This window comes from Halothiobacillus sp. DCM-1 (genome assembly GCF_045689735.1).
Classification (GTDB): Bacteria; Pseudomonadota; Gammaproteobacteria; order Halothiobacillales; family Halothiobacillaceae; genus Halothiobacillus.
In genome coordinates this window covers 1,711,084-1,728,009 of record NZ_CP142685.1, presented here as the reverse complement: position 1 = coordinate 1,728,009, position 16,926 = coordinate 1,711,084, and the positions used below count along the sequence as shown (strand labels likewise).

The 16,926-nt window shown below is 55.7% G+C and carries 17 protein-coding genes and 1 pseudogene; 4 read left to right on the top strand and 14 right to left on the bottom strand.

What is annotated here, in order from left to right:
• Window positions 1-154: 154 nt before the first annotated feature.
• The 6 genes and pseudogenes from VOI35_RS08040 to pilM all read right to left on the bottom strand — a co-directional run bounded on the left by VOI35_RS08040 (window position 155) and on the right by pilM (window position 5,263).
• Window positions 155-1,987 (bottom strand): type IV pilus secretin PilQ, encoded by a 1,833-nt coding sequence (locus tag VOI35_RS08040; RefSeq protein ID WP_407276819.1) that lies wholly within the window; start codon window positions 1,985-1,987, stop codon window positions 155-157.
• A 6-nt stretch (window positions 1,988-1,993) separates the two neighbouring features.
• Window positions 1,994-2,395 (bottom strand): annotated as a pseudogene (locus VOI35_RS08035) (AMIN domain-containing protein); the annotation flags it as partial.
• Between the two features lie 17 nt (window positions 2,396-2,412).
• Window positions 2,413-2,955 carry a pilus assembly protein PilP gene (locus VOI35_RS08030; protein ID WP_407275543.1) on the bottom strand — a complete coding sequence of 181 codons (543 nt, stop codon included), beginning with the start codon at window positions 2,953-2,955 and terminating at the stop codon, window positions 2,413-2,415.
• Window positions 2,952-3,569 (bottom strand): type 4a pilus biogenesis protein PilO, encoded by a 618-nt coding sequence (locus VOI35_RS08025; RefSeq protein WP_407275542.1) that lies wholly within the window; start codon window positions 3,567-3,569, stop codon window positions 2,952-2,954. The genes VOI35_RS08030 and VOI35_RS08025 overlap by 4 nt, the downstream gene beginning before the upstream one ends.
• 3 nt (window positions 3,570-3,572) lie before the next feature.
• A complete protein-coding gene (locus VOI35_RS08020; RefSeq protein WP_407275541.1) occupies window positions 3,573-4,070 on the bottom strand; it encodes a PilN domain-containing protein in 498 nt (165 codons plus the stop codon).
• A 92-nt stretch (window positions 4,071-4,162) separates the two neighbouring features.
• Window positions 4,163-5,263 carry a type IV pilus assembly protein PilM gene (pilM, locus tag VOI35_RS08015; protein ID WP_407275540.1) on the bottom strand — a complete coding sequence of 367 codons (1,101 nt, stop codon included), beginning with the start codon at window positions 5,261-5,263 and terminating at the stop codon, window positions 4,163-4,165.
• Window positions 5,264-5,407: 144 nt separating this feature from the next.
• Between pilM and VOI35_RS08010 the strand changes: the two genes are divergently transcribed.
• Window positions 5,408-7,783, top strand: coding sequence for a penicillin-binding protein 1A (locus VOI35_RS08010; RefSeq protein WP_407275539.1), 2,376 nt, complete (start codon window positions 5,408-5,410; stop codon window positions 7,781-7,783).
• 9 nt (window positions 7,784-7,792) lie between these two features.
• On the top strand, window positions 7,793-8,398 hold the full coding sequence (locus VOI35_RS08005; RefSeq protein ID WP_407275538.1) for a hypothetical protein: 606 nt from the start codon (window positions 7,793-7,795) through the stop codon (window positions 8,396-8,398).
• Between the two features lie 35 nt (window positions 8,399-8,433).
• Here the strand turns inward: VOI35_RS08005 and hemE are convergent, their stop codons facing one another.
• The 6 genes from hemE to VOI35_RS07975 all read right to left on the bottom strand — a co-directional run bounded on the left by hemE (window position 8,434) and on the right by VOI35_RS07975 (window position 12,953).
• Window positions 8,434-9,507 (bottom strand): uroporphyrinogen decarboxylase, encoded by a 1,074-nt coding sequence (gene hemE / locus VOI35_RS08000; RefSeq protein ID WP_407275537.1) that lies wholly within the window; start codon window positions 9,505-9,507, stop codon window positions 8,434-8,436.
• 42 nt (window positions 9,508-9,549) lie between these two features.
• The gene (locus tag VOI35_RS07995) at window positions 9,550-10,959 is read right to left on the bottom strand and encodes an FAD-dependent oxidoreductase (protein WP_407275536.1); all 1,410 of its coding nucleotides are present in this window, start codon (window positions 10,957-10,959) and stop codon (window positions 9,550-9,552) included.
• Window positions 10,960-11,124: 165 nt separating this feature from the next.
• A complete protein-coding gene (locus VOI35_RS07990; RefSeq protein WP_407275535.1) occupies window positions 11,125-11,577 on the bottom strand; it encodes a GatB/YqeY domain-containing protein in 453 nt (150 codons plus the stop codon).
• Between the two features lie 33 nt (window positions 11,578-11,610).
• On the bottom strand, window positions 11,611-11,826 hold the full coding sequence (gene rpsU, locus VOI35_RS07985; protein WP_407275534.1) for a 30S ribosomal protein S21: 216 nt from the start codon (window positions 11,824-11,826) through the stop codon (window positions 11,611-11,613).
• Window positions 11,827-11,972: 146 nt separating this feature from the next.
• Window positions 11,973-12,443 carry an Rrf2 family transcriptional regulator gene (locus tag VOI35_RS07980; RefSeq protein ID WP_407275533.1) on the bottom strand — a complete coding sequence of 157 codons (471 nt, stop codon included), beginning with the start codon at window positions 12,441-12,443 and terminating at the stop codon, window positions 11,973-11,975.
• 96 nt (window positions 12,444-12,539) lie between these two features.
• Window positions 12,540-12,953, bottom strand: coding sequence for a DUF1249 domain-containing protein (locus tag VOI35_RS07975; RefSeq protein ID WP_407275532.1), 414 nt, complete (start codon window positions 12,951-12,953; stop codon window positions 12,540-12,542).
• A 77-nt stretch (window positions 12,954-13,030) separates the two neighbouring features.
• Between VOI35_RS07975 and VOI35_RS07970 the strand changes: the two genes are divergently transcribed.
• Window positions 13,031-13,672, top strand: a complete 642-nt coding sequence (locus VOI35_RS07970; protein ID WP_407275531.1) for a lytic transglycosylase domain-containing protein — start codon at window positions 13,031-13,033, stop codon at window positions 13,670-13,672.
• Window positions 13,673-13,696: 24 nt separating this feature from the next.
• Here the strand turns inward: VOI35_RS07970 and VOI35_RS07965 are convergent, their stop codons facing one another.
• Window positions 13,697-14,881, bottom strand: a complete 1,185-nt coding sequence (locus VOI35_RS07965; RefSeq protein WP_407275530.1) for a TsoY family (seleno)protein — start codon at window positions 14,879-14,881, stop codon at window positions 13,697-13,699.
• A 287-nt stretch (window positions 14,882-15,168) separates the two neighbouring features.
• On the opposite strand from VOI35_RS07965, the gene VOI35_RS07960 reads away from it, so the two are divergent.
• Complete coding sequence (locus VOI35_RS07960) at window positions 15,169-15,741, top strand: sterol-binding protein (protein ID WP_407275529.1); 573 nt, start codon at window positions 15,169-15,171, stop codon at window positions 15,739-15,741.
• A gap of 111 nt (window positions 15,742-15,852) precedes the next feature.
• Here the strand turns inward: VOI35_RS07960 and VOI35_RS07955 are convergent, their stop codons facing one another.
• Complete coding sequence (locus tag VOI35_RS07955; RefSeq protein ID WP_407275528.1) at window positions 15,853-16,857, bottom strand: class 1 fructose-bisphosphatase; 1,005 nt, start codon at window positions 16,855-16,857, stop codon at window positions 15,853-15,855.
• Window positions 16,858-16,926: the final 69 nt, after the last annotated feature.

Here is a 16,926-nt window from a genome sequence, read left to right as displayed (position 1 = left end):
GACATGAGCGCGAAGCTGGCGTAAGCCCGCCGCGACAAGCCGAATTGAAAAAGGGTAGGAAAGCCCTTTTTCAACATCCTGTTGGAAAAATCTCCTGCGAAAAAAAGCCCCGAACCAAGTCGGGGCTTATAACTATATCAATCCAATATGGGTATTAATTAGACCCTGCAAGAGATTGATCGCTATCGATGATCTTCGGTGTAACGAAGATCAACAGTTCAAGCCGCTGTTTATTGACTTCACGATCCTTAAAGAGGTTGCCAAGACCCGGCAAGTCCCCGAAGAATGGCACCTTATTCAGTGAGGTTGTGTTTTGGAACTGGTAAATCCCGCCTAGCACGACGGTCTCACCATTTTTGACCTCTACCTTGGTTTTTACTTCACGCGTGTTGATTGGTGGGTTTGTCGTTCCCGGCAACATATTGGTGTAATCCGGTTCATCCTTCTTGACATTGATGTCCATGATGATGTTGTTGTTCGGCGTGATTTGCGGCGTAACCTCGGTCGATAGAACGGCCTTTTTGAAGCTTACTGTGTTGGTTGCCACTCCGCCCGTGGTTTGCTGCGCGATATACGGGATTTCCGTCCCTTGGCTGATCAACGCGGCATGGCCATTGGTGGTAATGACTTTCGGGCTGGAAACAATCTCGCCAGTCCCTTCGGACTGCAGTGCAGAAAGCTCAAGATCAAGCAGTACATTCGAACCAAGAATAGCGAGGCCGAGGCCGCCGGTGGGGGTGCCACTGATGGGCGTATTGACCATCCAGCCGCCTGGGTTGGCAGTGGTAACTGTGCCATTAGAGGCCAATGTTCCCGGGGTCGATATGCTGCCACCATTCAGTGTTGTTGTTGTTGGCAGCGTTCCGCCAGGTGTCAAGCCTGGTGCGGTGCCGCCTAGCCCAAATGTGCTACCGCTGCGGTTGAATCCTGCTTGGACCCCCCAGCGCACCCCCAGTTGACGGGCAAAATTATCGGTCGCAATCACGATCCGGGTTTCGATCAGTACTTGTCGAACGGGTTTGTCCAGCTTTTTGATGAGATCACGGATACGATCCAGGGCATCTGCGGTATCCGTAATGATGATGCTGTTTGAACGAGGATCGACGGTCATGCTTCCCCGATCGGTGAGGAAGCGTTGCTGGGTATCATCGCCGCCTTGCTTGCCGCCTTTGCCCTGGTCACCGGACTTCGAGGCGGATTCCAGGAGCTTGTAAATATCATCGGCCTTGGCGTAGTTGATCTGCACAATGTCGGTAACCAGGGGCGCCAATTGCTGGGACTGTTGCCGAGCCTCCAGCTCCGCCTTGTCACGGGCGACGATGTCGGCCGTCGGGGCAACATACATGACATTGCCATTTTTACGCATCGACAGACCCTTGGTGGTCAGAATGAGGTCAAGCGCTTGATCCCACGGTACATTTTCGAGCCGGAGGCTAATCGAACCTTTCACATCATCGCTGACCACGATGTTGTTGCCGGTAAAGTCGGCAATCAATTGCAGTAGCGGACGAATCTGAATGTCTTGGAATTTGAGGGTCAGGCGTTGGCCGGTATATTTTTTCTCGCCGACCTGTTGCCCGTTCGCGTTGACAGGTACCGGTTTGACCTCGATCACGAGCCGGTTATCGGTCTGATAGGCGAGGTGCTCCCCGGCGTTGCGCGTCACGAGCGTGATGCGGCTTCCATTGCCAACGGAGCGGACATCAACATTTTCCACGGGTGTGGCGAAATCTTTGACATCAAAACGCCCCGTTTCCACCTTGGTGTTGGGGAGGTCGATAATGATGTTGCTGCCTTCCCGCTTGATGTGCATCGGGGTGTTCGGTCCGCCAGTCAGAACGAGCAGCCGGCCAGCGCCATCGCTGGCGCGACGGAAATCAATGTTCTGCCCCCGATCCATGGCGGTACTGGCGTTATTGCCGGCCACGGTGCTGACTGCAACACCGCTGGCTGTCGTGTTGGCCACAGCGGCGGGCTTGAATGTCACCGTGACTTCATTGCCTTGCGGGGTAATGGCGTAGGGTGTCGTTTTGCTCAGGTTGAATACCAGTCGGGTTTTCCCCCCGGCTTCTGCCATGACCAGGGATTTGACCGTGCCCAGCTCAATTTTTTGGTTGCGTTCCCCGGTGCTATTCACGGTGCCGGGGAGATCAATTGCTACCCGCGCCGGGTTGTCAATCTGGAAGTTATCCGGATTACCCGCGAGCGGCGCCGAAAGTTTGAGATGAACCACTACGGAGCCATCTGCGCCGCGTTCAGTTGTGACTGACTCCAGATTGCCCGCCTGCGCAAGCGCGGGCAGCAATAGCGAGACAGAGATAATTCCCAATGAACGACGAATGGCGCTCGTGAGTGGGCGATGAATTGATTGTGCATCCCTAACAACTGTCAACATTTTCTTATCCCCTTGAATTACTTGTTCGATTTCTGCTGGACGATCGCCGTTTGCTTACGCCAGCCGCCCTGTCCATCGGGCACGATTTCTTCGAGCGTAATCTTGTCGCTGGTAATACTGACTACTTTGCCGTAGTTGAGACCCATGTAGTTGCCCACCTGAATTTCGTGGATGACGCCATCCCCATCGCGAACCAGTGCGTAAGTTGTGCCGCCGCGTACGATGATGCCCTTCATGCTGAGCGCATCGAGCGGGTACATTTCCAACGGCTCTTTGGGGCGATTCATGTCGGGAGAAATGCCGTTCCCATGATTCGCCTTTTGTGTTACTGGGGGTTCAAACGGCGTGCGTGCACTCGTTTCGACATAACTATATTTGGGGAGCGGTTTCATTTCGGGGATGGGCTCGATTTTCCCCCCGGGGCGCGCAAGAATCTGGTCGACCTTCTGCGTGAGATCATTCATGTTACTGGCACAGCCACCTAACGCGAGGGTTAGCGGGAATAGCGCACCGAGCCAGAGATGACGACGGCTAGGGAGGGGCAAGTGATGCAATTTCATTTGGCACCCTCCATTTCACCTTGTTCTAGATAGCGGTAAGTTTTGGTGACGATCGTCATGACCAGCATGGGGGACTTCATGTCCGGTTTGTCTCCTGCTTCAGGCTTGATGGTCGGGTTATGCAGCGTGACAATGCGAGGCAAATTGGCCGTGTCGCTGATGAACTTAGCGAGCTGGTTGTAGGTTCCTTCCAGTGTCAAGGTGTAGGGCATCTCCGCATAGAAAGTGTGTTTCACTTCTGTGCCTGGCTGAATTTGCCGATTCTTCAAGCCATTTTTCAAGGAGGTTTGTGCCACATCGACAATCAGATTTTCTGCCTCTGACTTATTGGGGAGTTGTCGCAACAACTCGCCGAATCGGGTCTGCATTTCCTTGAGTTGATCTTGATAGGCTTTCAGGTTGGCCGCCAGCCGTTGTTTGGATTCGATGGTCGTCAGCAAGGAGGCTTCTTGCGTTTGCTTTTGAGCCAGTTCATCGCGTTGCGGCATGGTGTCGAAGTAGATGACGGCACCGACGATCAGCGCGATCAAGAAAAGGAAAATCACCATTCTCGTGCCGAGCGACGCCAAACCAATGGTCTGGAAATCGAGATTCTTCAGTTCATTGAGATCCATCTCTTATTGCTCCTTGGCCGCATCCGCTGCCTTGGGTTGCTTAACCTGGGCAGTGATTGAAAAGACATACCGGCTGGTTGGGGCGAGATCCTTGCCGGGGGTTTGTGCCAGGATCCCAGAGCCGACGATGATCGCGCCGGTAATTGTGCCTGCGCTATTCAGCTGGCGCAGGTAGTCGGCGACACGTGCCTGGGCATCGGCATAACCTTGGATGGCAATGGTTTTGTTATCGCCCGAAACCGAGATACTGGTGAGTTGAATGCCGTCGGGAAGCGTTTTGACAAAGTCCTCCATCAAATGAACGATGGTGGGGCGACTAGATTGTAATTTCTCGATGACCTGCATCCGAGCGATGAGCTCATCTTTTTTCTTTTTCAGTTCGTTGATGGATTGAATTTTTCGATCCAGATCCTTGATGACGCCGTTCAGATACTGATTGCGTTGATCTTGGTTATCGATCTGGTTCTGCTCGTACAGATGGATACCGCCGCCGATCGCCAAGGCCACCACCACGCTGCTCGCCAAGTGAATGACGAAATTGCGTTGAAGTGCCTGGCGGCGTTCATCGCGCCAAGGGAGGAGGTTAATTCTTCTCATTGGTCAAAGCTCCGTAAGGCGAGGCCACAAGCAATCAGCATGGATGCGCCGTGATTGGCGAGCAGCTCTGCTGATATCCTTGATCCTTGGCCGATGGCGACAAACGGATTCGCAGTGCGTGTCCGAATGCCGGTTTCATTGTTGATCCGTTCAATAACGCCCGGTGTATTTGCGGTCCCACCACCCAGCAGGATCAGCCCAATCGAGCTGCCGCTGTGTTCTGAGTGGTAAAACTGGATGAAACGCTCGATCTGCATCGCCATATTGTCGATGAAGGGTTGCAGAACCTTTCGATGATAATCATCGGGTAGGGTGTCGTTGCGTTTTTTCTCCTCGGCCTCTTCGGGGGATATACCGTAGTAGGCCGAAATTTCGTTGGTGAGTTGTTTGCCGCCAAACGCGTGTTCTTTGCTGTAAAGGATTTTGTTGCCACTGAACACATTGATTGTCGTGACATTCGCGCCAACATCTAGAAGAGCCACGGGTTGTGCTCGATCTTCGGCAGACAGGGTCGGGGCGATGATTTCCGTGAAGGCGTTTTGAATGGCGAAGGATTCGACATCCATAACATCAACCGTTAAGCCAGCGCCTTCGGCTACCGCAACACGACTTTCAACATTACTGGCTCGGGTGGCCGCCATGATCACGCGCAAGCTGCCCTCGACCTCGGCGCCTTTCTTTTTGGCTGCCTTGATCAAGGCCTCGGGCGACTCAGGCTCGAAATCCAGGCTGACCTCATCCATCGGGAAAGGAATGTATTGATCAGACTCCATCCGCACCTGTTCCTCGAGTTCAAACTCGTTCCCCGGATTACTGATGGTCAGGATTCTGCTCACGCTCGCGCTGGCCGGTACGGCCATGACGATGTGCTTGGTCTTGGCTCTGGATCGCGACAATGCGCGGCTCAATGCGCCGGCGACCGTGTCGGGGTCCGTGATGGTTTTGTCTTGCACCGCCCCTGGTGTCAGCGGTTCGATGGCGAACGCAGTCGGGCGATAACTGTTCTTGTGTTTCTCCAACATCAAAACCTTGACGGCTGTTGAGCTGATGTCGACACCGAGACGAGGATTTTTTGAGCTAAATAGTGGCACGGTCATTCCCTTCCCTTTGGGTGTGCGCTAAGGTGGCGCGCACACTTTTTAATCCACCGACGCATCCTAGGGCAAAACCTGTAGGTTTGTCGAATGTTCTTGTGATCAGGCTACCGAGTTGGCCTCGAAGCGTGAGTAAACTGAAATTAAATGAAACTTATCAAAATTGTTCTGTATCTGTTTGGTTTTTTGTTGATTTTTGCGGTCGGTGGCCTGGGGGTTGTGTATCAAATTTACAACAGCCAGTTGCCGAATGTGACGGATTTGTCGACAGTGCAATATCAGATTCCGATGCGTGTCTATGACGCCGATGACGGTTTGATTGCGGAATTTGGTGAGAAACGACGCTTTCCGGTGACCTATGCCGAGCTGCCAAAACTGGTGGTTGATGCCTTTGTTTCGGCGGAGGACGATGGATTCTTCACCCACGGCGGGGTGGATTTGCAGAGCCTGTTTCGTGCGGCCTATGAGTTAGTTAAAACGGGTCACAAAGGGCAGGGGGGCTCAACCATCACTATGCAGGTTGCGCGGAATTTCTTTCTCGGTCGGGAGAAAACCTACAGCCGCAAGTTGATGGAGATTCTGCTGGCGATCAAGATCGAACATACGCTCAGTAAAGAGCAAATCATGACGCTGTATCTGAACAAGATTTTTCTGGGCAACCGCGCTTACGGGGTCAAGGCGGCGGCTCAAGTCTATTTTGGTAAGTCGTTGGATCAGTTGACGGTGGCTGAAGCGGCGATGCTGGCGTCCTTGCCCAAAGCGCCCTCTAGCGTTAATCCCGTGGCCAATCCCGATCGGGCCTTGGCTCGCCGCGCTTATGTACTGGGGCGGATGCTGGCATTGGGGTATATCGATCAGGCGCAGTATGACCAGGCGATGCAAGCCACGCTGCCGGGTCATTTGTTTGCGAGTGCCGTCATCCAGACGCACGCGCCTTTCGTCGCGGAAATGGTGCGCCAGCAAATGGTGGCCAAGTATGGTGATAACGCCTATGAAATGGGTTTGAGTGTGCATACGACGATCGATCCCAAAGCGCAGCAGGTCGCGCGGGCGGCGTTACGCACCGAGCTGCTTGCTTATGACCGCCGGCATGGCTATCGCGGCGCGGAAGATCATTGGGGTAAGTGGTTGGGTGATCCCGCCGCTTTGCAGGCGAAGCTGGATGATACGCCGGTGGTGGGTGGGCTGGTGCCAGCCGTGGTGCTCTCGGCCGATGCGAAGTCGGCCACGGTGTTGCTCCCTGGGGGCGCCAAGCAGCAGTTGACTCTGGATGCGGTGAGTTGGGCCTGTAAGTATGAGTCGGTGAATCGTTGTGGACCCCATCCCAAAACCGTGGATGCGGTGCTGGCGCCGGGCGATCTGATTCGATTGCAGTCCTTGCCGGACAATAAAACGCTGCTGGCGGAAATTCCTGCCGTGAGTGGGGCGTTCGTGGCGCTCGATCCTCAGAGCGGCGCCATTCGAGCCCTGGTGGGTGGGTTTGATTTTGCGCATGACAGCAAATTCAATCATGTCACCCAGGCTGAGCGGCAGCCCGGCTCCGGTTTCAAGCCGTTTTTGTATTCTGCCGCGCTGGATCATGGCTTTACCTTGGCCACGCAGATCAACGATTCGCCCGTGGTCATCAAAAACGGGGTTCGTCAGGGGGTGGATTGGCGTCCGCAGAATTATGAAAAGAAATTCGGCGGCATGATGAGCCTGCGGATGGCTCTGGTGCATTCAGTGAATCTGGTGTCTATCCGCTTGATTGAGGCGCTCGGTCCGGAGAATGTCTTGAAATATGCGAGCCGGTTTGGTTTGCCGACGAAAAACTGGCAGCCGACATTGTCGATGGCCTTGGGGAGTTACACCCTCACGCCGCTGGAATTGGTGGGGGGGTATGCCACTTTTGTGAATGGAGGGTATCGGGTGACGCCTTACCTGATCGCTCAGGTCGATGACGCAAATCATGTGCCGTTAGAAACGCATCCTTCGGTGAATTTGTGTGATGACTGTCCGCTGGATTCACCCGATCCGAGTATCGCTCCCCGGATTATCAGCCCACAGAATGCGTTCCTGATGCGTTCGGCAATGCGCGATGTGGTGCGTATGGGGACGGGGGCGCGTGCATACCGAGAGCTCAAGCGAGATGATATCGGGGGGAAAACCGGCACGACCAATGAGCAGCGGGATGCCTGGTTCAATGGCTTTGGCCCGGGTTGGGTCGCCACCGCCTGGGTGGGCTTCGATGACAATACGCCCCTGGGGCATCGGGAGGTGGGCGGTACTGCCGCCTTGCCGATCTGGGTGGATTTCATGCGCGCTATGTTGCCGCCCCCTACGAAAGCCCCGCATGTGCCGCCACCGGGCGTGGTGGAGGCCATGATTGATCCGACGACTGGCGAGCGCTTGCCGCCGGGGAGTAGTGGTGGGGTGCGAGAATATTTCGATGTCACCAAAGCGCCTGCGGACGCTTCGGAAATGAACAGTGCGCCCATCCCTACGCAGCAAGTGCCGCAGCATTTACTCAACGATTTGTTTTGAGGGGAATGAATGGCTGGTGGCCCTGCTCCGGTGTCGGTATTGCGTCTCGCTGCACGCGCGTGCGCGGAAGATGCCACCCTCGACCATGCCGCCGCCCTGCGCAAGGCGGCGGCGCGCCTCCAGTTGGCTTTGGATCCCCGTTTTACGACGGTGGATCATGAGCGACTGACCGCCGAGATTCGGCAGTACCAATTGGTATTTCGCCAGGAACAATCTGCAGCGCTGCGCCATTTGCGTGAAGAAGCGCTGCGCGCCATGGCGTTTTTCGCCGCGTTTTCGCCGCGTTTGGTCGGCGCCGTGCTCGCGGGCACCGCCGATCGCCAGTCCACGGTGACTCTGCATCTTTTCGCGGATCCGCCCGAGGCGGTATTGCATTTTTTGTACGAAAAGGAAATTCCGTTTCGTGAATCCGAGCGGCAATACCACTATCGCGGAGGACGAACCCAACGCGCCACCGTGGTGAGCACCGTCGCATTCGATGTGCCGTTTGACTTGGTTTTATTTGCCGTTTCCGCCATTCGCGAAGCACCGCTTGGTGCCGGTGGCGCGGTCATCCCCCGCGCCTCTGCGGCTAAACTGGCTGAATTGTTGGCGGACGAGGCCGACAAGACATAGCGCGGCTTCATGGTGCTGAATCCAGAGCGCAGGAATCAGGCTTGGTGGTAGCGGCGGCTCAGGCGGTGGACGGTGTCGATCAGAAAGCGCACGCGCTCAGGGTCGACATGCTGATGAATCCCGTGACCGAGGTTGAATACATGGCCATTGCCGTGGCCGAAGGCCGCCAGCACGCGCTCGACTTCCTGCTCGATCACGGATTCGGGTGCATACAGTACGCTCGGGTCAAGATTCCCTTGGAGCGCGACTCGATGGCCGACCTGCTGGCGAATCTGGCCAAGATCGCTCGTCCAGTCCACACCCATCGCATCGGCGCCAATGGCGGCGATATCTGCAGCCCAAGCGCCGCCGCCTTTCGTGAAGACGATCACCGGAACCCGCCGCCCGTCGTGTTCGCGAATCAAGCCCGCCACGATCTTCTCCATATATCGCAGAGAAAATTCGCGGTATTTGTCTGGCGAGAGTACCCCTCCCCAGGTGTCGAAGATCATCAGAGCCTGCGCTCCGCTATGCACTTGGGCGTTCAGGTAATCGGTCACCGCACGGCTGAGTTTGTCGAGCAGCAGATGTGCGCTCGCCGGATCGCTGTACATCAGCCCTTTAATGTGCGCGAACTCTTTGGTGCTTCCGCCTTCGACCATGTAGGTGGCGAGCGTCCACGGGCTGCCTGAAAAACCGATCAAGGGGACGCGGCCGTTCAGCGCAAGGCGAATGGTGTGCACGGCCTTCATCACATACCCCAGCTCGTCGTTCGGGTCGATGAGTGGCAGTTGTTCGATCTCGCGGCGCGTACGCAGGGGGCGCGCAAAAACCGGCCCCTCGCCGGCGGCAAACGATAGGCCGAGCCCCATGGCATCCGGGACGGTGAGAATGTCGGAAAACAGAATGGCGGCATCCAGATCGAACCGATCCAATGGTTGCAGGGTGACTTCGCAGGCCAGCTCGGCGGAGCGACACAGGCTCATGAAATCGCCCGCCTTGGCGCGGGTCGCGCGGTATTCCGGCAAGTACCGACCGGCCTGGCGCATGATCCATAGCGGGGTGTAATCCACGGGCTCGCGTAGGAGCGCGCGCAAGAAACGATCATTCGCTAAGGGAGCTGTACTCATGGGGATTTCCACTTGCGCCAGACGATGCTCGCTGGCGATCCGTCAGACGCTGAGATAATCCAGGATGCCGAACGCGGCATTCCGGCCTTCGAACACGGCCGTTACCACCAGATCGGAACCGCGCACCATGTCACCGCCCGCAAACACTTTGGGATTGGTCGTTTGGAACGCCGGTTTGCCCGGGGTTTGCGGCGCGATCACTCGGCCGCTGTCATCGGTCGCCACCCCAATTTCTTTCAGCCAAGCGGCCGGTGAAGGGCGAAAACCAAAGGCAATGAGGACGGTGTCCGCAGGGACAATGTGCTCAGAGTGGGGGACGACCTGCGGCACTCGGCGACCCCGGTTATCCGGTGCGCCGAGTTCGGTGCGGACGAAGCGAACGCCCGTGACTCTTCCGTTTTCCCCAATGATTTCGACGGGTTGGCGATTGAACAGGAATTCTGCGCCTTCTTCGCGGGCATTCATGACCTCGCGACGGGAGCCGGGCATATTTTCTTCATCGCGGCGATAGACGCAGGTCACCTTTTCGGCCTGTTGACGCAGGGAGGTGCGGGTGCAGTCCATCGCGGTGTCGCCGCCGCCGAGAATCACGACCTGCTGGCCGCGGACATCGACATAGGGTTCATGCCCGTGATAGCCCATCAGGTGGTTGATGTTGCCAATCAAGAAAGGCAGGGCTTCGTGGACTCCGATAAGATCTTCACCGGGAAAGCCGCCTTTCATGGCCGTGTATGTGCCCATGCCGAGGAAAACGGCGTCAAACTCTTCGAGCAACTGCCCGATCAAAATATCTTTGCCGACCGTGGTATTGAGCCGGAACTCGATGCCCATGCCTTCGAAAATTTCACGCCGGGTTTGCAGAACCTCTTTTTCCAGCTTGAATGGAGGAATGCCGAATGTGAGCAGGCCGCCAATTTGGGGATGGCGATCGAAGACGACGGCCTTGACGCCGTGGCGGGCGAGAATATCGGCACACCCCAAGCCAGCCGGACCGGCGCCAATGATGGCGACCCGTTTGTCGGTTGGGGTGACATGAGACATATCTGGACGCCACCCGAGTTTGAACGCCTCATCGGTGATGTATTTTTCAATCGAGCCAATGGTGACCGCGCCAAAGCCGTCATTGAGGGTGCAGGCGCCTTCGCACAGGCGGTCTTGCGGGCAGACGCGGCCACAAATTTCGGGTAGCGAGTTGGTTTTGTGCGACATTTCCGCTGCGGCGAGCAGGTTGCCTTCGGCGATCAGTTTGAGCCAGTTGGGGATGTAGTTGTGGACAGGGCACTTCCACTCACAGTAAGGGTTGCCGCATTCAAGGCAACGATCGGCCTGCTCGCCCGCTTTTTCTGGCGTGAACTGGCCGTAAATTTCCTTGAATTGATGAACGCGGGTGTCGGCGGCGGTTTTTTCCGGATCTTGCCGAGGAACATTCAGAAATTGGAAGTGGTCGCCCATAACAGCAATAACCTGCCTGATGCAGTGAGGAATATCGTCAGCGATCTAGGCCACGGATCAGGGCGGGTCACCGACGGGTTGGTTCAGTATATCGGTCTGTCGCAGACACGAGTGAAACTTTTATCGCGATCGTTGCGCGCGTGCGCTGCGTGGCAGGTCGCCCGATCAAGTGCTCGTCAGCGCTGCCTTCACCCATTGGCTAACCTGCGCCATGTCGGCTCGTCCGGCCAGCTTGCCGCGTACTGCGTTCATGACGGCCCCCATTTGGGCAACACCGGTTGCCCCAAGGACGGCAATTTCCGCTTGGATCACGGCACGAATCGAGGGTTCGTCCAGCGAAGCAGGTAGGTAGGATTCGATGATGACGAGTTCTGCCTGTTCGGCATCGACGAGGTCTTGCCGACCCGCGCTTTGAAACTGCGCAATCGACTCGCGCCGTTGCTTGGCCTGTTTAGTGAGTATGCCGAGCACATCCTCGTCGGAGAGGACGATACGCTCATCGACTTCTTTTTGCTTCAGGGCGGCGAGTAATAGCCGGATGACACCCAAGCGAGACTTGTCGCCTGACTTCATCGCGGTTTTCATGTCCTCGGTCAGCCGGGCTTTGATAGCGCTCATGGGCGGTTCCGATTCCACGCGCACAGGCGTGGATTAGTACAAGCGGATACGACGAGCCTGTTCTTTGAACAAGCGCTTTTGGTTGCGTTTTACGGCAGCCGCATTTTTGCGCTTGCGCTCGGTGGTCGGCTTTTCATAGAACTCGCGCTCGCGCAGTTCGCTGATGATTCCCGCTTTTTCGCATGAACGCTTGAAGCGACGAACCGCAACCTCGAAGGGCTCATTGTCTCGGACTCGTACTGAAGGCATGAAGGCAGTTATCCCGTAAGTTTTAGATTGAAAGCCCGCCCGCCGCGCTCAAATTTGCTGGGTCTCCCCTGCGCGACCGGCGTGAAAAGGGCTTGCATTATAAGGCGTTTGCCGAAGATCGCAAGTCAGAGATCGGGGATGTCGTTCTATAGGCTGCTCAGTGGCTCATACGCCCGGCGTTGCGTGCTGGCGTGTGCATACTCGCGTTTGCTGGATCCCGGATCTGTAAAGTGAGAGAGATGAATGCCGGACAGGTAGAGATACAGGTCGCGCGAAAATTCGTTCCATTTATTTTGTGCGAAGTTGCGCTTGTCCGGGCAGGCTTTTTCGAAGTGTTGCAGGCGATCGTCGCGGCAGCGATCGTCGATGGCGTCGAGAATGTCTGCGATGCTGATTTCATCGGCGGCCATGTTTAAGCGATAGCCGCCCCCGGGGCCCCGGGTGCCGATCACGAGGTCGGCTTGGCGCATCTTGGCAAACAGTTGTTCTAGGTAGGACAGCGATACGCCTTGAATCGCGGAGATTTCACTGAGGGAGATGGTTTGTTCTTCGCTGCTTCGATTGGCGAGATGAATGAGTGCAGTGACCGCGTGGCGGCACTTGGTGGTCAAGCGCATGACGAATTCCCCTGTTTTTTGGGTGGTTCAATATCGTTTTTTCATTTTTGTCTCCCAAAGAATAGCCGAGTGAATCGCTTGGGCATAGGAATTTTTTTAGTTTTGTAGCCTAAGGCGATCCAGTTGATCCGTCAGCCAAATTTTCAGTAGTTGGTTTTGCTCGAATTGTTTTTTTATACATAGGGTTATTTTGGACTCAAGGCATTGGTTCCGGCGCGCTTTGCTGATCAGTTCAGCGGTTCTTGCGTCGTGGCAGATGCGGATCTTGAGGCGAATCGGGCGCTGCTTCGCGTCAAGTTGTCGATGATCAGTAAAATGAATCTCTAATGTATGCCGTTCGGCTGAGCGCACCCGAGCGATGACATCCGCATGCCAGGGGCACTCATCCCCGGTTTTCAGCCGTTTTAGATCGCCGAATAGCCGACGGACGAGGATGTAGTTGTGTTCGTACAATTCCATCAGGGCAAGAAAATGGATTGGCTGAGTGGAGTGCAGGAATTGCTGGTTCATGTCATCAGGGGTTTGGCTTAATATGACTGGGCTGCAGCATCATAGGCTGGGCAGGGGTGGGTAAGGAGACGAAACGGATGATGTGGCGCCGTGGCTGGGTTCAATCATGGTTGATCTGTGTGGGCTGTGCAGGTTTTTTTTCTGCACACGCCGATGTGTATGTCATGCGGGATGCCAATGGCGTGGCGCATTTGACCAATGTCGTGCCGAAAAAGAACTCGGGTTATACCTTATTCCAGAAGAGCGCTTGGACCAAGCCCAAGGCGTGGCGTGACGGATTCCAGCTGGTGCCCAGGTTGGATGTGCACACCTACGATGATGAAATCAATTATTACGCGCGCCAGTATGGGGTTGATCCGACTTTGGTTCGCGCGGTGATGCACGCTGAAAGCGCGTTTAATCCGAATGCGGTTTCGTCTGCGGGGGCGGGGGGGTTGATGCAATTGATGCCACAAACCGCCGCCCGGTTTGGTGTGGCGGATCGGTTTAACCCGCAGCAGAACATCGCAGGGGGCGTAGCTTATCTGGCTTTTCTGCTGGATCTGTTTCACGGCGATCGGCGCCTGGCGGTGGCGGCCTACAATGCGGGTGAGGGGGCAGTGCAGAAATATGATGGCGTGCCACCGTACGATGAAACGCAGAACTATGTCGTGCGGGTGCTTGGCCTACAGCAAAAATATCAGGACAAGATGTCCGGCGGTGCTGCCGGAACCCCTTGAGCTTCTTGTTCCATGATGCCGGGATCAGGCGGCGGGTTGGATCAGCAGGCGTTTTCTCAGCTGAAAGAATGTTTGAAAGGTTTTCAACTGAATCAAGATAAACGGCAACATCAAGGTGAAATACGCGACTGAGCCGTTATCGATGACATGGCTGTGAACCAGGCCGACATGAATGAAAAACATCCCAAAGACGAATAGTGCAACCCCGGGGCAGATCAACGCGAAGCTGCCGGCATCTTTGATTTCGCCGCGCAGATAATGGTGGAAATACCCCAACCGTTGCATGACGATGTAGCCCAGCAAGCCAAACAGGATTTGCGCCGATAAAATGCTGGTGCTCAATACGAAGAGCGATCCGGCATTCAATGGGTTATCGAATCCGTGGTGCAAGCCATGTGTCAGCCGAATGGTGGTGATCCCCAGCAGGGTGAGAATGGGAATCATGATCCACAAACTCGGGCTGGCGGATTCGCGAATGCCGCTCGCCATCATCGAGCCAAACCCGTTGATGAGCTTAATCAGCAGCAACAAGCCCGTGGTGGTGAAAAAGAACAGGGAGAGCGCAATTGCGACCGCAATGGTGGCGGTGTTTTGCGACATGGCCGCCGGTGCCGCCAGGCCGACCGCGATCATCGAGAGCGCGAATAGGGAAATCATCGGAGACAGGCTGTTGTTATTGGTGAAGTCCACGCTTCCGCCAATCAGGATGCGGGCAAAGTAACGCAGCAGAATACGCAGAGCGGCAATCCCGATCGCCAGAAAAGCGGCAATGGCCAAAGGGAACAGCCATTCGACCACCTGCCACAGATGCGGGATGAAGAGCGCACCTAGCACGAATAACACATTTACAGACATGGCCAGGGTGAGGGGAATTGCCATCAGGCTGATTTCTGCATTGCTGTTAAGCAGGGTTTGGTAGGTGTCGGTGTTCCGGAAGTGCCGAAATTCCCGCAGATTCCACCATAGAAGCTGAAAGTGCCAAAAGGCAAACCAGGCAATCCCCATGAGTGCTGCGCCGACCAGGAGGTTTTGCCACCAAGCCTGTTGAGAGAGAAACGCCGCAAGGTGATGAAAAGTCACCAAAGGGGTATCGGGATGCGGCACTAAAAACATCAGATAAATGAAAAGAGAGACAGAAAGCCCGCCGGCACCGAGTGCGGCGAGGAAGTACAGGGGGGAAAACTGCGAGCCGAGGTGATGTTGCGGCATGAAGGGCTCCGGCGAGTAGAGGGATATGGTATTTATATCAATTTTCTATAAACTATCAATACTTTTATTGATAACTGATTTTCAAAGAAAATCTTTACAGGGTTTAGCCGTGCGTGCCTGAAGTTTATTGTCTGAAAAAAATTTCTGGTGGTGCGTGACGGAGAGATTCGTCAATCTATGCTCACCGCTTGGCCAAGGATTGGCGAGGGCGCCGCAAAAAGCAGAATCTTGCGGTGTGCTGATCCTGGTTGCGGCATCAAAAAAAATACCACCAGGAGAACCGCTTGATGAAATCTTTGTACCGAACCCTGTTGCGTCACACGCTGTTTACTGCGACCTCTTTTGCCTTGGGTGTGACAGCTCTGTCGGCGCAGGCTGAAAGTTTTATGGACGATGCCTGGGCCAAACAGGCCTGTGCGGCCTGGAACCAGAATGCGACGCTGACGACCGATTTGGGTGGGCAGGGTGGCTGGGTATCGAATAACGGCGGCAAAGGTTTCAAGGTATTGCAGATGTACCGTGATGGCTGCGGTGCGGCAAGCCGGATCGAGCTGCACATCGCGCCGAAGGATGGCAAAGCGCTGTGTGTGTATGGCGGCGCTGTTCAGACTGCCAAGCTGAATCCCGATGTCGATTATTTGATGCACGCGACGGATGCGGACTGGTCCTGCATGGGCAAAGGCTCCTGGGGCTGCGGTGCCATGGGTGCGATGATGTCCGGCAAGTTGCAGTTTTCCGGTCCGAAGATGGAAGCGGCAAATGTGATGGGGCCGTTCGGCGATTTCCTGTTGCTCACTGGCAAGGTGGGCGGTGAAATGACAACCTGCCCTGGGGGTGGGAAGGTCGCGGCGACCCAGTAAGTCGTCCGTCCCTTGGGCGGGTTAGGTCTCGTCCAGCGATAAAAAAGCCCCGAACAATTCGGGGCTTTTTACTGGCGGATCACGAGTGGCCGGCGGGCGCCGGCGCCTGAATCAGCCTTTATGGTAATCCCATACCACCTGGACTTCATTTTTCGAGCCCAAAATGACGGGTACGCGCTGGTGTAACTTGCTCGGTTTGATCGTCATGATGCGATCCGGGCCGGTGATGGCGAGGCCGCCGGCTTGTTCCACGATCATGGCCATGGGGTTTGCTTCGTACATCAAACGCAGTTTGCCGCCTTTGTCGCGGATTTTGCTGTCGATGGGGTACATGAAGATACCGCCCCGGGTGAGAATCCGGTGCACTTCGGCCACCATGGAGGCTACCCAGCGCATATTGAAATCTTTACCGCGCGGACCTTCTTTCCCGGCCAGGCATTCGTCGATGTAGCGTTTGACCGGGGCATCCCAGAAACGCTGGTTCGACATGTTGATGGCGAATTCTTTGGTGTCTTCCGGGATGGTGATGTTCGGGTGGGTCAGTTTGAACTCACCGATGTCCTGGTCGAGAGTAAAGCCGTGCACGCCGTGGCCGGTGGTGAGTACCATGATGGTCGAAGGACCATAAATGCAGTAGCCGGCCGCGACTTGTTCCGTGCCCGCCTGCAGGAAGTCTTTCTCGCTGGGGTTTTCTACCCCTTCCGGTGCGCGCAAGACAGAAAAGATCGTGCCGACAGTCACATTCACATCGATATTGGAGGAGCCATCCAGCGGATCATAGACGCAGAGATATTTGCCGCGTTGCAGTTGGGTGGGCAGGTGATACACCTCGTCCATTTCTTCGGAGGCCAGCGCAGCCACCTGTCCGCCGTACATCAGCGTATGCGTGAAGACATCGTTGGAGATGATGTCGAGTTTCTTCTGGGTTTCGCCTTGCACATTCTCGGTTTCTGCGGAGCCCAAAATGCCAATCAGGTTGCCCTTTTTGACTTGGCTGGCGATCACCTTGCAGGCGCTGACGATGTCGTTCATCAACAGGGTGAATTCACCTGTGGCGCCGGCGTGGTCGCGTTGGCGTTCGATCAGGCAGTGGGTCAGACTGGTGCCGATTTGCATTCGAAACTCCTTAAAATAACGAGGGAATTGCCATGAGGCGGTAAAAACTGCCCTGCATCATAACGATTC

What these genes read in the sequence shown, in the direction of transcription:
- VOI35_RS07965 (WP_407275530.1), bottom strand. Translation starts at nt 14,881, where the DNA reads ATGCCGCAACATCACCTCGGCTCGCAGTTTTCCCCCCTGTACTTCCTC.
- VOI35_RS08010 (WP_407275539.1), top strand. Translation starts at nt 5,408, where the DNA reads ATGAAACTTATCAAAATTGTTCTGTATCTGTTTGGTTTTTTGTTGATT.
- VOI35_RS07995 (WP_407275536.1), bottom strand. Translation starts at nt 10,959, where the DNA reads ATGGGCGACCACTTCCAATTTCTGAATGTTCCTCGGCAAGATCCGGAA.
- VOI35_RS08030 (WP_407275543.1), bottom strand. Translation starts at nt 2,955, where the DNA reads ATGAAATTGCATCACTTGCCCCTCCCTAGCCGTCGTCATCTCTGGCTC.
- VOI35_RS07975 (WP_407275532.1), bottom strand. Translation starts at nt 12,953, where the DNA reads ATGAACCAGCAATTCCTGCACTCCACTCAGCCAATCCATTTTCTTGCC.
- VOI35_RS07960 (WP_407275529.1), top strand. Translation starts at nt 15,169, where the DNA reads ATGAAATCTTTGTACCGAACCCTGTTGCGTCACACGCTGTTTACTGCG.
- VOI35_RS08025 (WP_407275542.1), bottom strand. Translation starts at nt 3,569, where the DNA reads ATGGATCTCAATGAACTGAAGAATCTCGATTTCCAGACCATTGGTTTG.
- VOI35_RS07955 (WP_407275528.1), bottom strand. Translation starts at nt 16,857, where the DNA reads ATGCAAATCGGCACCAGTCTGACCCACTGCCTGATCGAACGCCAACGC.
- rpsU (WP_407275534.1), bottom strand. Translation starts at nt 11,826, where the DNA reads ATGCCTTCAGTACGAGTCCGAGACAATGAGCCCTTCGAGGTTGCGGTT.
- VOI35_RS07980 (WP_407275533.1), bottom strand. Translation starts at nt 12,443, where the DNA reads ATGCGCTTGACCACCAAGTGCCGCCACGCGGTCACTGCACTCATTCAT.
- VOI35_RS07990 (WP_407275535.1), bottom strand. Translation starts at nt 11,577, where the DNA reads ATGAGCGCTATCAAAGCCCGGCTGACCGAGGACATGAAAACCGCGATG.
- hemE (WP_407275537.1), bottom strand. Translation starts at nt 9,507, where the DNA reads ATGAGTACAGCTCCCTTAGCGAATGATCGTTTCTTGCGCGCGCTCCTA.
- pilM (WP_407275540.1), bottom strand. Translation starts at nt 5,263, where the DNA reads ATGACCGTGCCACTATTTAGCTCAAAAAATCCTCGTCTCGGTGTCGAC.
- VOI35_RS07970 (WP_407275531.1), top strand. Translation starts at nt 13,031, where the DNA reads ATGATGTGGCGCCGTGGCTGGGTTCAATCATGGTTGATCTGTGTGGGC.
- VOI35_RS08005 (WP_407275538.1), top strand. Translation starts at nt 7,793, where the DNA reads ATGGCTGGTGGCCCTGCTCCGGTGTCGGTATTGCGTCTCGCTGCACGC.